This window comes from Dactylosporangium sp. CA-233914, assembly GCF_050942935.1.
Classification (GTDB): Bacteria; Actinomycetota; Actinomycetes; order Mycobacteriales; family Micromonosporaceae; genus Dactylosporangium.
In genome coordinates, this window is the sequence record NZ_CP192030.1 from 3,532,850 (window position 1) to 3,547,803 (window position 14,954).

Annotated in this window: 13 protein-coding genes; 10 read left to right on the plus strand and 3 right to left on the minus strand. The window is 68.2% G+C overall.

The window, feature by feature from the left end; translation table 11 throughout:
- The first annotated feature begins 13 nt into the window (after window positions 1-13).
- The 4 genes from ACQPY0_RS16245 (at window position 14) to ACQPY0_RS16260 (ending at window position 4,285) form a co-directional block, all read left to right on the plus strand.
- Entirely contained in the window at window positions 14-802 is a 789-nt protein-coding gene (locus tag ACQPY0_RS16245; protein WP_432989544.1) for an amino acid ABC transporter ATP-binding protein, read from the plus strand.
- Window positions 774-1,547: an alpha/beta fold hydrolase gene (locus tag ACQPY0_RS16250; protein WP_432989546.1), complete on the plus strand. Its 774-nt coding sequence runs from the start codon at window positions 774-776 to the stop codon at window positions 1,545-1,547. Before ACQPY0_RS16245 ends, ACQPY0_RS16250 begins: the two co-directional genes overlap by 29 nt.
- A gap of 243 nt (window positions 1,548-1,790) precedes the next feature.
- Window positions 1,791-3,002, plus strand: coding sequence for an allantoate amidohydrolase (locus ACQPY0_RS16255; protein WP_432989548.1), 1,212 nt, complete (start codon window positions 1,791-1,793; stop codon window positions 3,000-3,002).
- Window positions 2,999-4,285, plus strand: a complete 1,287-nt coding sequence (locus ACQPY0_RS16260) for a formimidoylglutamate deiminase (RefSeq protein WP_432989550.1) — start codon at window positions 2,999-3,001, stop codon at window positions 4,283-4,285. Before ACQPY0_RS16255 ends, ACQPY0_RS16260 begins: the two co-directional genes overlap by 4 nt.
- Window positions 4,286-4,292: 7 nt before the next feature.
- On the opposite strand, the gene ACQPY0_RS16265 is transcribed toward ACQPY0_RS16260, so the two are convergent.
- The 3 genes from ACQPY0_RS16265 to ACQPY0_RS16275 form a co-directional block, all read right to left on the minus strand.
- A complete protein-coding gene (locus ACQPY0_RS16265) occupies window positions 4,293-4,733 on the minus strand; it encodes a HutD family protein (RefSeq protein ID WP_432989552.1) in 441 nt (146 codons plus the stop codon).
- 179 nt (window positions 4,734-4,912) lie between these two features.
- Complete coding sequence (locus ACQPY0_RS16270) at window positions 4,913-5,797, minus strand: alpha/beta fold hydrolase (RefSeq protein WP_432989554.1); 885 nt, start codon at window positions 5,795-5,797, stop codon at window positions 4,913-4,915.
- A gap of 54 nt (window positions 5,798-5,851) precedes the next feature.
- Window positions 5,852-7,837 carry a flavin-containing monooxygenase gene (locus ACQPY0_RS16275; RefSeq protein WP_432989556.1) on the minus strand — a complete coding sequence of 662 codons (1,986 nt, stop codon included), beginning with the start codon at window positions 7,835-7,837 and terminating at the stop codon, window positions 5,852-5,854.
- 170 nt (window positions 7,838-8,007) lie between these two features.
- Here ACQPY0_RS16275 and ACQPY0_RS16280 point away from each other — a divergent pair, with 170 nt between their 5' ends.
- Genes ACQPY0_RS16280 through pntB form a run of 6 tightly spaced genes read left to right on the plus strand, consistent with a single transcriptional unit; the run spans window position 8,008 to window position 14,936 of the window.
- The gene (locus ACQPY0_RS16280; protein ID WP_432989558.1) at window positions 8,008-8,451 is read left to right on the plus strand and encodes a nuclear transport factor 2 family protein; all 444 of its coding nucleotides are present in this window, start codon (window positions 8,008-8,010) and stop codon (window positions 8,449-8,451) included.
- 54 nt (window positions 8,452-8,505) lie between these two features.
- Complete coding sequence (locus ACQPY0_RS16285) at window positions 8,506-9,810, plus strand: NAD(P)/FAD-dependent oxidoreductase (protein ID WP_432989560.1); 1,305 nt, start codon at window positions 8,506-8,508, stop codon at window positions 9,808-9,810.
- Window positions 9,811-9,850: 40 nt separating this feature from the next.
- Complete coding sequence (hutI, locus tag ACQPY0_RS16290; protein ID WP_432989562.1) at window positions 9,851-11,071, plus strand: imidazolonepropionase; 1,221 nt, start codon at window positions 9,851-9,853, stop codon at window positions 11,069-11,071.
- Window positions 11,044-11,910 carry an SDR family NAD(P)-dependent oxidoreductase gene (locus tag ACQPY0_RS16295; RefSeq protein WP_432989564.1) on the plus strand — a complete coding sequence of 289 codons (867 nt, stop codon included), beginning with the start codon at window positions 11,044-11,046 and terminating at the stop codon, window positions 11,908-11,910. The genes hutI and ACQPY0_RS16295 overlap by 28 nt, the downstream gene beginning before the upstream one ends.
- Window positions 11,850-13,463: a Re/Si-specific NAD(P)(+) transhydrogenase subunit alpha gene (locus ACQPY0_RS16300; RefSeq protein WP_432989566.1), complete on the plus strand. Its 1,614-nt coding sequence runs from the start codon at window positions 11,850-11,852 to the stop codon at window positions 13,461-13,463. Before ACQPY0_RS16295 ends, ACQPY0_RS16300 begins: the two co-directional genes overlap by 61 nt.
- Window positions 13,464-13,466: 3 nt before the next feature.
- Window positions 13,467-14,936 carry a Re/Si-specific NAD(P)(+) transhydrogenase subunit beta gene (pntB, locus tag ACQPY0_RS16305; RefSeq protein ID WP_432989568.1) on the plus strand — a complete coding sequence of 490 codons (1,470 nt, stop codon included), beginning with the start codon at window positions 13,467-13,469 and terminating at the stop codon, window positions 14,934-14,936.
- Window positions 14,937-14,954: the final 18 nt, after the last annotated feature.

The window sequence follows — 14,954 nt, forward strand, 5'->3', positions numbered from 1 at the left end:
GCAGCGGCCACTTGTGACCATCCGGGACGTGCGGAAGCGCTTCGGCGAGATAGACGTCCTCAAAGGCATCGACCTCGACGTCATGCACGGAGAGGTGTTGTGTCTGATCGGACCGTCAGGCTCCGGAAAGAGTACGCTGCTTCGTTGCGTGAACGTCCTCGAACAGATCGACGGCGGCTACATCCAGGTAGAGAACGACTTCGCGGGCGCGACGGTCAAGAATGGCGAGCTCCACGAGCCCAGCGAGGCCGAGATCGCGAAGTACCGCCAGCGCATCGGCATGGTCTTCCAGCACTTCAACCTCTTCTCCCACCTGACCGCACTCGAGAACGTGACCATCGGCCTCATCAAGGTCCGGGGATTCGCGAAGAGCGAGGCGGTCGCCCGTGCGCGGAAGACCTTGTCCGACGTCGGACTGGAGCACCTGCAGAACTCGTACCCGCGCCACCTCTCCGGTGGGCAGCAGCAACGTGTCGCCATCGCCCGCGCGCTGGCCATGGAGCCGAAGCTCATGCTGTTCGACGAGCCGACGAGCGCCCTGGATCCCGAGCTCGTCGGGGAGGTGCTGTCGGTGATGCGTCGCGTGGCCGAGCGGGGGATGACCATGATCGTGGTGACCCACGAGATGCGATTCGCGCGGGACGTCGCCGATCGGGTTGCCTTCATGGATCAGGGACGGATCGTCGAGATCGACGACGCCAAGAAGCTGATCGATTCGCCGACGTCCGAGCGTACGAAGAACTTCCTGAACCACGTGAAGAGTGAGAGTCCTCATGGTCAGCCTGCAGATCGCGTTCGGTGAGCCACGCGGCGCCGCGGATGCTCCGGTTCTGGTCCTCGGCCATTCCTTGGGTACGTCATCCGACCTCTGGGCCGACGCGGCCGCGTTGCTCGCACAGCACTTCCGGGTCATCACCTGGGACCTTCCCGGGCACGGCGCATCGCCCGCCGCCGACGGCGCGTTCACGATCGGCGACCTGTCCGACGCGGTGGTCGGTCAGCTCGGTGCACGGGGGGTCGCCAAGTTCTTGTACGCGGGCGTCTCCATCGGTGGCACCGTGGGGATGGACGTGGCCCTCCGCCATGCCGAGCGCATCGACGGCGTTGCGGTCATCTCCACCGGCGCCAACGTCGACGCGCCGGCGGCCTGGGCTGAACGCGCTGCCTCGGTGCGCTTGGAAGGGACTGAAGCGCTGGCGGAGGGATCGCTGCAGCGCTGGTTCGCGCCGGCGACGCGGGAGCACCGCGGCGAGCGAGCGGCGTCGATGGTCGAGGCACTTCGTCGCACCGACGACCGCAGTTATGCGTGGGCGTGCGAGGCTCTAGCCGCCTACGACGTCTCCGCTGACCTGCCACGGATGGACGTCCGCGCCCTCGCGCTGTGGGGCGAGCACGACCAGCTCGTCCCCGAGCGCAAGTCGGCGGAGCTCGCTCGAAAGCTGCCGCGCGGGTCCGTCCAGTGCGTCCCTGGTGCGGCGCATGCGGCGCCCATCGAGCAGCCCACGATCGTCGCGGGCCTGCTGGTCGACTTCTTCCTTGGTCTGTGAGCCGCCGACCGCGCGTGACGTCACGTTCGAGAGTGGAAGACCGAACCGCCATTGCCATGTCGTGGTGCCGAAGGAGGCGACATGTAGAACGCGCCTGCTGACGAACTCGAGATGCCGCTGAGGACTTGTGTCCTCCGATAGAAACGACGTTGACAGAACTTATGCCGAGTACACCCTTCCATGAGTACATCGCTATCGGCCGACGGCGACCAATGACGCGCGTCGACGCAAGGAGCGGGCGCCGTGTCGGTTCGTGACAGATTGGCGGAGATCAGCGCGATCGGCCGGGACAACGTCCGCGGTGGCTACTCGCGTCACCTGCTGGACCCGGCGGAGGTGGCGCTTCGCAGCTGGTTCAGAAGCTCAGCAGAGGCACTGGGTCTATCCGTCGAGCTGGACGGGAACGGGAACCTGTGGGCGTGGTGGGGCGAGTCCCGGCGGGGAGCCGTCGCGACCGGCAGTCACCTGGACTCCGTCCCCGGCGGAGGTGCGTTCGACGGACCACTCGGCGTGGTGAGTGCACTCGAGGCGGTCGCGATCCTCAAGGCTGAGGGCTGGCGTCCCGCACGGCCGATCGCCGTGTGCGCGTTCGCGGAGGAAGAAGGATCCCGCTTCGGCATGCCGTGCCTGGGCTCTCGGCTGATGGTCGGTGAGATCGCGCCGGAGGACGCACTCGCCCGGGTCGACCGCGGTGGCGTCACCCTCGAGGAGGCCTGGCGGCAGGCGGGCCTGGAGATCTCCGCCATCGGCCCGGACCCCGACCGCCTCGCTGGCATCGACATGTTCCTCGAGCTTCATGTCGAGCAGGGCCTCGACCTGGAGGACCGTGGTCTCCCCCTCGCAGTGGGTTCGGCGATCATGTCGCACGGCAGGTGGCGGCTCTCGATCGTCGGGGAGGGTAACCATGCCGGGACCACGCCGATGCACGGCCGCCGCGACCCGGTGGTCGCGGTCTCGTCGGCGGCTCTCGCGGTCCGCGAGATCGCCTTGGAGCGACCGGCTGCTCGTGGCACCGTCGGCCGCATCTCGGTCACCCCGAACGGCACGAACGTCATCGCCTCGCGGGTTGACGCCTGGCTCGACATCCGGGCTCATTCGGACTCGGAGGTACGCGCGCAACTGGACGCGACGATCGCGCTCATCCAGAAGCGGGTTGCGGCCGAGGGTTGCGCTCTTCAGGTCCACGAGGAGTCGTTCTCGCCGTTGGTCCTCTTCGACGAGCCGCTCACGGCGAGGATCGCCGGTCTTCTCGGCGGCGTGCCGGCGATACCGACCGGCGCCGGCCACGACGCGGGTGTCCTCTCAGCGTACGTCCCATCCGCGATGATCTTCGTTCGGAATCCGACTGGCGTCTCGCACGCCCCGGAGGAGGCCGCCCGCGAGGAGGACTGCGAGGCCGGAGCCCAAGGGCTTGCCGCCGTTCTCCGGAACCTCACCGGCGAGGCCTCCCGATGAGCGGCGAGCGGCAGCGCGTCCACTGCGAGGTCGCGCTCGTGGAGGGGCGCCTGGCCGAGCGGGTGCGGGTGGAGGCGGTGGACGGCGTGGTCGTCGAGGTCGTCGCCGGCGTGCCTCCGCAGCCCGGCGACGTCGTGCTCGGGGTGGTCGTGCCCGGATTCGCGAACGCCCATTCCCATGCGTTTCATCGAGAGCTGCGCGGTCGTACACACGCCGACGGAGGTGACTTCTGGCAGTGGCGGCACCAGATGTACGACGTTGCCAACCGTCTGACGCCGGACAGCTACCACATCATCGCGGAGCGGGTCTTCAAGGAGATGCGCGACGCCGGCTACACGGCAGTCGGTGAGTTTCACTACCTGCACCACCAGCCCGGCGGAGCGCCGTACGGCGGTCACGAGATGGAGCTGGCGCTGGTGGCGGCGGCGACTTCCGCCGGCATTCGGCTGGTACTGCTGGACACCTGCTACTTGTCGGGTGGCGTCCACCAGCCACTGGGCGCGCAGCAGCAGCGGTTCGGCGACGGAGACGCCCATCGCTGGTTGGAGCGCTGGCATCGTCTGCGCGACACGCTTTCCGGACGAGGCGACGGGCTCGTCACCTTGGGCGCCGCCATACACTCGGTCCGAGCCGTGTCGCGATCCGACCTCTCCGTGATTGCCGACGGCCTGCCCCAGGACGTGCCGCTGCACGCCCACGTGTCCGAGCAGCCTGCGGAGAACCAGGCATGCATCGAGGCGTACGGCCTGACTCCGGTCGGGCTGCTCGCGGATCACGGGCTGGTGTCGTCGCGGTTCTCCGCGGTTCACGCGACGCACCTGACCACTGGCGACATCGGCCTGCTCGGAGACGTCGGCGCGACGATCGTGATGTGTCCCACGACCGAAGCCGATCTCGGCGACGGGATCGGCCCTGCCCCCGAGCTTCAGGACGCGGGGGCACGCCTCGCCATCGGTTCGGACCAGCACGTCGTGATCGATCCGCTCGAGGAGCTCAGCCGTTTGGAGCTCGACCAGCGCCTGCGGCTGCAGCGGCGTGGGGTCTTCCCGCCGGAAACGCTCTGGGCGGCGGGAACAGTCGGGGGGTACGAATCCCTCGGCCTGTCGCGGAATCCTGGATCTCTCCCGGGACTACGCGTGGGCGAGCACTGGGACGCGGTCGAGATCGACACGACGTCGACGAGGCTCCGAGGTGTCGACCCGTGGCAGCTGCCACTCGCGGCACGTGCCGGCGATGTACGGGCAACCATCGTCGGCGGTCGGTTGACCCGTCCCGGCCGTTAGGCTGAGGTCACCGAACCGCGAGCCACCGCCGCACCCCTAGCCCGTCGAGGGCGGCCGACGGTCGCCAGACGTCGAACCTGCTCGTACCGCGGCCAGCGGTGAGGGCGATCACGACGGCGGCCGTCGGGAACTCCAGCCACGGAAACCGGCAGGGTAGGAGTTCGGCGGGGTCGGAGTCGTCGGCCTTGACCATGAGGTTGACGGCACGGCACGGCGTCGTCAGCCGGACCAGTATCGTCTCGGAGTCGCCGGCGAACGAGAACGGCGTGGCTGCGGCGATGCGCCGGGTCTCACCGTCCACCCGCAGCTCGACGGAGCTGTCAACCGGAACGAAGGTGCGCGTGATCCCCGGCAGGCTTGAGAACGGGCCTGGTCCGGTCAGGTCGGCGATGCTCAGGCGCCAGGGTGGCCGGCCGGTGGCCAGCTCCTGGCTCTCGTGGTAGGACACCACTTCGCGGGTGACACCCGCACCCGTCGCCCAATGAGTCGGCCGGAGCTGGCAGAAGCGGCGCAGCGGTGCCGGCAGGCCGCCGTCGCCAAGGGGCCCGCTCGCCGGGGCGTCTGCGGTCCCCTGAGCGAGATCCCCGCGAACGCGACTGGCGCCGTGGCGGACCGCCGGGTTGCGCGTCACCGATTCGTCGCGAGCGCGGTGTGGTCTTGCGCCACGGCGCCACTCTCGAGCTCCCCCAGGATCGTGAGCAGGAGAGTCGCCGTCGTCTCGGGGTCGCTGATGTTGGGTGAGTGCTTCGCGTCGATCTCGTAGACCGTGCAGCTGGGTGCGTGCTCGGCGATCCTGTGCGCCCAGTCCGGCTCGACGAGGTTGTCCTGGCGTCCGCTCACCAGCGCTAGTGGCGTGCGGACCGTTCGGAGGCTCCGCGGGTAGTCGTCGTGGGGCCTCGGCGTGCCCTCGAACGGGGTGGCGAGCCCGGCGGCAGCGACGGCTCGGTAGTGACCTGGGTCGCGCGCGTCACGTAGCCGAAGCTCGACGTGCTCGTCGATCGCCGGGAAATGACCGGTGAGCAGGCGTACGATCCGCAGCATGTCCGCCTGGGAGCCGTCGAAGTGCGACAGCGCGGCCAACGCCTCCTTGGTGCGGTACGGGCCACCCGTTCCCGCTATCGACACGGCCGTCCTGATGCGCCACGAGAACCAGGGCAGGGTCGCTGCCCGCAACGCCATGGCGCCGCCGAAGGAGTTCCCGATGAGATGGGCGGGGCGGTCCTCCAGCCTGAGCGCATCGAGCAGCGCCGCTACCTGGCGGAGCCGGAACTCGTACGGCGCCACGTCGAGCTGCACCATCTTGCTGGAGGCCCCGTAGCCGTAGAGGTCTGGTGCGATCACCCTGTAGTACTCCGCCAGGGTGGGGATCACGTTGATCCAGCTGGCCTCGGCCGAACCACCCCATGCCCCGTCATGCAGCAGCAGCAGGGGGTGTGCGGATGGGGATCCCGCCGACAGGAAGCTCGTCACAAGCCCGCCGACGCTGATCTGGTCTCGCTTGATTGCCGACATGCGGTGTCTCCTGTCGAGCGATGCAGGTGCCAGGGGTCATCAGGGAACTGGCGGTCAGTCGAGGAACTCGTGGTCCGACTCGATGACCGACTCGGTGATCTCCCAGTACTCCACATTGGTGTACGGCCAGATCTGGGACACCCGTCCGTGCCGGTTCTGGTACCAGGTGCTCACATACGGCTGGCCCCACGCCATCCTCCGGTTGCCCTGGTCGACCCACGCGACGAAGCGGTCAAGCGCTTCCCTGCGTACGTCGATCGCGGCCGCCCCCCGGTGTAGAACCTCGTGCATCGCTTTGAGTGAGTACTCGACCGCGCGCTCGAGCATGAAGTGCAAGCTGCCCGCGACAACGCCACCCACGTTGGGGCCGTAAATGAGAAAGAAGTTGGGGAACCCCGGGACCATGACGCCGTTGTGGGCGCGTGCGTCACCATCCCAGAACTCATGGATCTCCATACCGTCGCGTCCCAGGACCTCGACCTCGTCGAGATAGTCGGACGGCTTGAAGCCCGTCGCGTATACGATGACGTCCACCTCGTGCAGGAGACCGTCGGTGTCGACGATCCCGTCCTCGGTGAACCGCTCGATTCCAGAAGTCACGAGCGTCGTCTTCTCGGCGAGCAGCGCGGCGGCCCACACCTCGTTGTCCCGGAGCATGCGCTTGGCACCGGGCGGGTACGCCGGTACGACGTGCTGGAGGAGTTCCGGGGCGCCCTGGAACTGGGCCTCGAGTTGGGTGATGAGGTACTCCCGCAGCTCCTGGTTCTTGGCCGAGACGCTGAGCGGCGCACCGGGCCAGTCCGCTTCCGCTGTAACGGTGTGGGTCCGTCCGGGGATGCCCGTGAGGATCACCCAGAGGCGGTACCACTGCGCATAGTGCGGAACCTTCCGCGCGAGCCAGCTGAACGCGTCCGTCACCGGGTGGTGATAGTTCGGTGCCGGCAGCATCCACGGCGCACTGCGCTGGAAGACGGTGAGGGCATCCACATCCCCGACGATGGCCGGCACGATCTGGTAGGCGCTCGCGCCGGTGCCGATGACGGCAACCCGCTTGCCCTTCAGGTCGACCGCGTGATCCCACTCCTGCGAGTGCATCGTCGTTCCGCGGAACAGACTCTGGCCTTCGAACTCCGGGATGTTCGGTCTGTCGAGCTGGCCCAACGCGCTGACCACCGCAGCGAACCGGCGAACCTGCTCGCTGCCGTCCGGCCCGCGGGTGGTCGCCTCCCAGAACCTGCCGTCGTCGTCCCAGCGCAGGCGGAGGAGCCTGGTCGAGAATTCGATCCGGTCGGTGATTCGGGCGCGCTCGGCCACGTCGCGGAGGTAGTCGAGGATCTCACCGCCCTGCGCGAACTGGTGCGGCCAATCCCCACGCTGCGCGAACGAGTAGGAGTATCCGAACGTGGGAGTGTCGAGACGGACCCCGGGATAGGCATTCTTCGCCCACGTACCTCCCACGGAAGTGCTGGCCTCGATCAGGGTGAACGGCACTTCCGCCTGGGCGAATCGGTGAGCGGCGGCGATCCCCGCGACACCTGTGCCGATGATGAGCGTGGGGAAGGGTCGTCCGTTCGCGACCTCCCCGAACTTCCAAGACGGCCGGCCGCCCTTGTCGGTTGCGAGGTCGAGCTCATGGGTCAGCATCCGGTACCACTCGTCTCGACCGCCGCTGAGATAGTGGAGGATCTCTCGAACTGTCTCGTCCGGCAGCACGTCGACCGTGGTGATCCCCTTGTCGCGCAGGGCGGTCAGCGCAGCGGCGGCGACGGCGACAGCCTTTGCTTTCTGCTCCTCCGACATCCCTCCGTGCGGGTGCGGCTGCGTGTCGATCGGCGTCAGGGGCGGTTGGAGGTCCGCGTGCAGGATCGACGGGTCGCCGAGCGCTGCCGCCAGCGCAGCGAGCAGGACGGGCAGCTCCGAGCCGGCCGATACCTGCTTGAGGAACTCGTCGTCCTCGACGATCGCTTCGGACTGGGAGACCTGGTAGAGGTCGTCGAACCGATGGATCTCGTCAGCATCAGGTTCGGGAGTCGGTGCCATTCGGGTTGCTACCCCCCTCGTCTGTAGGTCTAGTGAGACGGACGTCCGTGCGGGATGAGCACCGTCAGAGCTGGCCGTTTCTCGCTCGCATAATACTATGCTAGCGGCGGCAGTTCGCATAGAGTTGTGCCGGGCCGGGGTGAACGGCCGGCCGCGATGCCGGCCGCACCGTGGCCGAGCGGTTCCGCCCCAACGAGAGCGAGGAAGAACAAGTGAGCGTTTCGGCTGACGTCGTCAAGGCATGGCTGGAGGAGTTCGGGCGGGTGTGGCGCGAAGGCGACGTGGAGGGGGCGGCGGCCATCATGACCGAGGGCGCCAGCTACCGGAACAGTCCCTTTCTGGAGCAGCCGTTCGTCGGCCACGACGCCATCGCGGGGTTCTGGGATGCCGCGCTCGTTGGCGTATCCGATGTCGACTTCCGTTACGGGACACCGGTGATCGAGGGAGACCGGGTGGGTGTCGAATGGTGGGCCACCCTCCGCTCGGGCGGGGAGGACTACACCCTGGCGGGCAACTTCCTGCTGACCTTCGCCGGGGACAGGGTCGCAGACCTGCGCGAGTCGTTCGTCAAGCAAAAGGGTGCTCTTCAGCCTCACGCCGGTTGGGGTCTCTGAGTCCGCGCCGTCAACGATCGTCGAGCGCCGCGTTGATCCAGACTGTGAGGGAGCATGGGTACCGAGGTAGAGAATCGCGCTGACGTGCTGATCATCGGGGCGGGGGTGATCGGCGCCAGCGCCGCCTTCGCGCTGGCGAAGTCTGGCCACGACGTGCTCGTGGTCGATCGCAACAGCGGGGTCGGCGACGGTTCGACCGGGTCGTCGGCAGGCATCATCCGCGTCCACGCGAGCGACGTGCAGAGCTCAGCGCTCGCTGCCGACTCCCTGACCGTGTGGAACAACTGGCGCGACTTCCTCGGTGCCGACAGCACTGAGTTGGTCACGCGTTTCGTGCGGTGTGGCTCGCTGATCCTCGACGCCGGGACCGGGTTCGTCGAGCGGGCCGCGGCGGCGATGAGGGCCGCCGAGGTCTCGTTCGACGAGTGGTCGCTGGACGAAATGAGTGATCAATTCCCGTACTTCGACTTCCACCGGTTCGGACCGCCCCGGCCCGTGGACGACGACGAGTTCTGGTCGGAGCCGACAGAGTTCCTGCGTGGCGCTCTCTTCACCGCGCAGTCGGGGTACGTCGGTGACCCGACCCTCGCGGCAGTCAATCTGATGCAAGCGGCCCGCAGAGAAGGTGCCCGCTTGCGGTCGTCGACCACTGTCGCTCGGATCGATCTCGAGGGTGCCCGCGCGGTGGGAGCGACGCTGGCCGATGGCAGCAGGTTGCGAGCGGAGGCTGTTCTCGTCGCCGCCGGACCGCACTCCGATTCACTGGTCAGTGCGATCGGCGGAACCTCCGACTTCCGGGTCCGAACCCGGCGAATACGGGAGGAACTGGTCCACGTGCCCGCGCCTGCTGGGCTGGACCTCGCGCTTCAAGGGGTACACCTCGTGGACGGCGACCTCAACATCAACTTTCGTCCAGAGCTAGGCAACGCGTTCCTCGGTGGCAGTAACGGTGATCTCGTCGAGGAGCAGACAGTCATCGAGGACCCCGATGTGTTCAACCCGCTGGTGACTGCCGACGGCTGGGAACGCGCGACGCTGCGGCTGGCTCGGCGCATCCCGGCGCTGGGCATCCCGCGTGCTCGAGCCGGCGTCGTCGGGCTGTACGACGCGGCGGAGGACTGGCTGCCGATCTACGACCGGACGTGTTTCGACGGGCTGTTCGTCGCGATGGCGACCTCGGGTACACAGTTCAAGACGGCGCCGGTCGTGGGTGAGCTACTTCGCCACGTCATCGAGACAGAGCTGGACGGCCGGGACCACACCGCAGAACCGTTCCTCGCCCCGACCAGCGGGCGCACCTATTCGACTGCGCAGTTCTCCCGGCTGCGTGATCCGCGCAAGGGTCAGTCCCGGGGATGACGGGCCTGCCAGCATGCGGACCGGACAGAGGCATGAGGACGTGAACGAGCCACAGGAAGCCGTCGTCATCGACGGCATCTCAGAGCTGACCACGAACGACGAGGCCAACGGCGGGCGGGTCCCCGATGCCGCGCTGGTCGTCGAAGGAGATCGGATCGCGTGGGTCGGGCCGTCTCGTGCGGCGCCCCCCGCCGACCGGAGGGTGGACCTGGCCGGACGAGCTGTGCTCCCGGGTTGGGTCGATTCCCACACCCATATGGTCTTCGCCGGGGACCGCACTGCCGAGTTCGAGGCGAGGATGGCCGGTGAGCCGTACGCGGCGGGCGGTATCAACGTGACGGTCCAGGCCACGCGGGCGGCGAGCGACGCGGATCTCGAGGGAAATATCGAGAGGCTCGTCGCGGAGGCGCGCCGTGGCGGGACGACGACGATCGAGACGAAGACCGGGTACGGCCTGACGCTGACCGACGAGGTACGGGCAGCCCGCCTGGCCGGCCGGCACGCGGACGCGGTGACGTTCCTCGGCGCACACGTCGTGCCTGCGGGCGCCGACCCGGACGAGTACGTCGCGCTCGTCGCTGGTCCGATGCTCGAGGCCGTCGCTCCCTTCGTGTCGGCGGTGGACGTCTTCTGCGAGGTCGGCGCCTTCGACGAGGCGGCGACGCGCAGGATCCTCGACGTGGCCAGGACGCGGGGAATGGCGCGTCGCCTGCACGGCAACCAGCTCGGGCACGGGCCAGGGGTGCGGCTCGCTGTCGAGTACGGCGCCCTCAGCGTGGATCACCTCGGCTTCCTGACCGACGACGACGTCGCGGCCCTGGCCTCCTCGTGGGCGGACGCGAGGCGAGGCACGGTCGCGACGGTTCTTCCGGCCTGCGACCTCTCCACTCGGATGCCGCTCGCGCCGGCCCGGCGTCTCCTGGACGCCGGCGCGGTCGTCGCGATCGCCTCGAACTGCAACCCCGGCACGTCCTTCACCACCTCGATGGCGTTCTCCGTCGCCACCGCCGTGCTGCAGATGGGTCTCACCGTGCAGGAGGCGGTCCGCGCGGCGACGCTGGGAGGGGCGATCGCGTTGGGAATGGACGAGGAGGGGTGGCTCGATCCCCGGGGCACGGCGCAGCCGGCCGTCGGGGTGGTCGGTCCTGGCCGGCGGGCGGATTTCCAGGTGCTGGACGCGCCCTCGGTCACCCATCTCGCCTACCGTCCCGGAGTCCCGCTCACGAGCGCCGTGTGGCGGGCCGGCATCCGCCAGGTCTGACTTCCCGTCCGCCGGGGACACCCGAGCATGCAAACCCCTCACTCTGCCTGTTTGGAGACATCATGAACTCAACTCTCGCCGGCCGGACGGTCCTCATCACCGGCGCGGCCGAACGTGCGGGCCGCGTGTTCGCGCGCAGGTTCGCAGCGGCCGGGGCGGCCGTGGTCGTGAACCACTGGAAGCAGGCGGAGCTCGCCGAGAAGACCGTCGGGCTCATCCGCTCCGAGGGCGGCGAGGCGATCGCCGTGGAGGCGGACGTGTCGGACACCGCGGACGGCCGCCGGCTCGTGGACCAAGCGGCGGCCTGGCGCGGCGATCTCTCCGTGCTGATCCACAATGCGAGCTCCCTTCGCGCGAAGGAGTTCGAAGACGTGACCGAGGACGACTTCGACGCCTCATTCGGGGTCAACATCCGGGGACCGTTCTTCCTCAGCCAAGCCGCAGCGGCGGTCATGAAGAAGCAGGGGTACGGCAGGATCATCGCGCTGGTGGGAAACTCGACCAACGAGGCATGGCCGAATCTCATTCCGCACGGCCTGTCCAAGACGGCTCTGATCAGGCTCATGGAGCAGCTCGCCGTCGCGCTTTCTCCGACGGTGCAATGCAACGCGGTGGCACCGACGCAGTTCTTCCGCTCGGACGACGGCACCAATGACGCGCTGCGTCGTTATCGTGGTGAACCGCTCGTCGACGGCGACACCTACCGGGTCGGGACGCGGTACGAGTTCCGCAACGGGGATGCCGACGATGTCGCGGAGACGCTGCTCTACCTCTCGACGTGCTCGCCCTACCTGAACGGCACGGTCATCCGTCTCGATGGCGGGAAGGCTCTCTACTGAGGAGGGTATCGATGCTCATCGGCATCCCGAGCGAGTCGAAACAGGGCGCCCTGGTTGCGGCGACCGCCAGGACCGTGTCCCAGCTGACCGGCCTCGGTTACGACGTGATCGTCGAGTCGGGCGCCGGCGACCTCGCCGACCAGCCCGACAGCGCGTTCACCGGTGCTGGTATCCGGGTCGGTACGACGGAGGAGGTGTGGGCCGCCGACGTCGTCGTGAAGGTCAACGCCCCCACCGACGAGGAGATCGGCCGGCTCCGGCGGGGCGCCACGATCATCTCGATGATGGCGCCGGGCCGCAGCCCCGAGCTGCTGGCGAAGCTGCGAGCGCAGGGCGTCACCGCGCTCGCGATGGACGCGGTGCCGCGGATCTCGCGCGCGCAGCCGATGGACGTGCTGTCCTCGATGGCGAACGTCGCGGGCTACCGCGCCGTGGTCGAGGCCGCGCACGAGTTCGGCCGGATGTTCACCGGCCAGGTGACGGCCGCGGGCAAGATCCCGCCGGCCCGGGTGTTCGTGGCGGGTGCCGGTGTCGCGGGTCTGGCCGCGATCGGTGCCGCGTCGGCGATGGGTGCGGTCGTGCGCGCGTTCGACGTGCGTCCCGAGGTGGCCGAGCAGGTCGAGTCGATGGGCGCGCAGTTCGTTGAGCTGGACACGTCCGTGTTCGTGGCGGAGCAGTCCTCCGACGGCTACGCCAGGGAGATGACCGAGGAGCAGCAGGCCGCGACCGCCGCGATGTACGACGAGGAGGCGCGTGCCGCCGACATCGTCATCACCACCGCACTGATCCCGGGACGCCCTGCGCCGAACCTGCTCAGCGCCGAGGCTGTGGCCGGCATGAAGAACGGCTCCGTGATTGTCGACATGGCCGCGGCCAACGGTGGCAACGTCGCGGGCACCGTGGCGGATCAGAAGGTCGTCACCGAGAACGGCGTGACGATCCTGGGTTACACCGACCTCGCGGGCCGCCTGGCTGCGCAGACGTCGCAGCTGTACGGCACCAATGTCGTCAACCTGCTCAAGCTGCTGACGCCGGAGAAGGACGGCAACCTGACGCTGAACTTCGACGACGTCGTCCAGCGTGGCATCACCGTCGTCAAGGAGGGCGAGTCCACCTGGCCGCCGCCGCCCGTGCAGGTCTCGGCCGCCCCCTCGGCCGCGACACCCTCGGCCGCCGCTGCGGCCAAGAAGGAGAAGGCGCCGCTGTCCGCGGGTGCGAAGGCCGGCCTGGTGCTGGGCGGCACTGCCCTGTTCTGGCTGGTCAACGCGACCGCGCCGGACCCGGTCCCGCGGCACTTCACGACGCTGATGCTCTCGATCGTGATCGGCTACTACGTCATCGGCAAGGTGGCGCACGCCCTGCATACGCCGCTGATGTCGGTCACCAACGCCATCTCGGGCGTGGTCGTGGTCGGCGCGCTGATCCAGGTCGCCTCGGAGGACACCACCATACGGATCCTCGCCGCCGCGGCGACCCTGCTTGCCTCGATCAACATCTTCGGTGGCTTCGCGGTCACGCGGCGCATGCTCGGCATGTTCAACAAGGGGGCCTGAGCCATGGACATCGTCTCTTCCACTGGCGCGGTGTACATCGTCGCCTCGCTGTTGTTCATCCTCTCGCTGGCGGGCCTGTCGAAGCACGAGTCCGCCAGGAACGGCCTGACCTACGGCATCGTCGGCATGGCGATCGCGCTCGTCGCGACCGTCATTCTGGTCATCGACGTCACCACCGACCTCGACGGCGGCACGATCTCGATCCCGCTCATGCTGGCCTCGATCACGATCGGTGCCGTGATCGGCCTGTGGCGGGCCAAGATCGTCGAGATGACCGGAATACCCGAGCTCATCGCGCTGCTGCACAGCTTCGTCGGCCTCGCCGCCGTCGCGATCGGCTGGAGCGGCCACCTCGAGGGCTCGCACTACGCGCTGGAGAGCCTCAACAACATCCACGAGGCCGAGGTCTCGATCGGCATCTTCATCGGCGCGGTCACGTTCACCGGCTCGATCGTCGCCAACCTGAAGCTCTCGGCGAAGATGAAGTCTGCCCCGCTCATGCTGCCGGGCAAGAACTTCATCAACGTCGGTTCGCTGGTCCTCTTCGCGATCCTCACCGTCGTCTACGTCGCCGTTGATGCCGGCAGCACCGGCCAGGACGTCGTCCTCGTCGGGCTGACGGTGCTCGCTCTGGCCCTGGGCTGGCACCTGGTCGCCTCCATCGGTGGCGGCGACATGCCGGTCGTGGTCTCGATGCTCAACAGCTACTCGGGTTGGGCCGCGGCCGCCTCGGGGTTCCTGCTCAACAACGACTTGCTGATCGTGACCGGTGCGCTGGTCGGCTCATCCGGTGCCTACCTGTCCTACATCATGTGCAAGGCGATGAACCGCTCCTTCATCTCCGTCATCGCCGGTGGCTTCGGCATCGAGGCCGGCCCCGCCGGCGACAAGGACTACGGTGAGCACCGCGAGATCCAGGCCGACGCCGTCGCCGAACTGCTGGCCGGCGCATCCTCGGTCGTCATCACTCCCGGCTACGGCATGGCGGTGGCGCAGGCGCAGTACCCCGTCGCCGACCTGACCGCGAAGCTTCGGGCCAAGGGCGTCGACGTGAGGTTCGGCATCCACCCCGTGGCGGGTCGCCTTCCCGGCCACATGAACGTGCTGCTGGCCGAGGCCAAGGTGCCCTACGACATCGTGCTCGAGATGGACGAGATCAACGACGACTTCGACGCCACCGACGTGGTCCTGGTCATCGGCGCCAACGACACGGTCAACCCGGCCGCGTCGCAGGACCCGTCCTCGCCGATCGCCGGCATGCCGGTTCTCAAGGTCTGGAACGCCCACGACGTGATCGTCTTCAAGCGGTCGATGGCCACAGGCTATGCCGGCGTGCAGAACCCGTTGTTCTTCCGCGACAACAGCCAGATGCTCTTCGGCGACGCCAAGGAGCGCGTCGAGGATATCCTCCGCGCCCTGGACCGTGCTTCAGAAGTGAGCGGGGCAACCGTCCGTCGTCCGGCGCTGGCCTGATCCATCGGGTATCAGGAC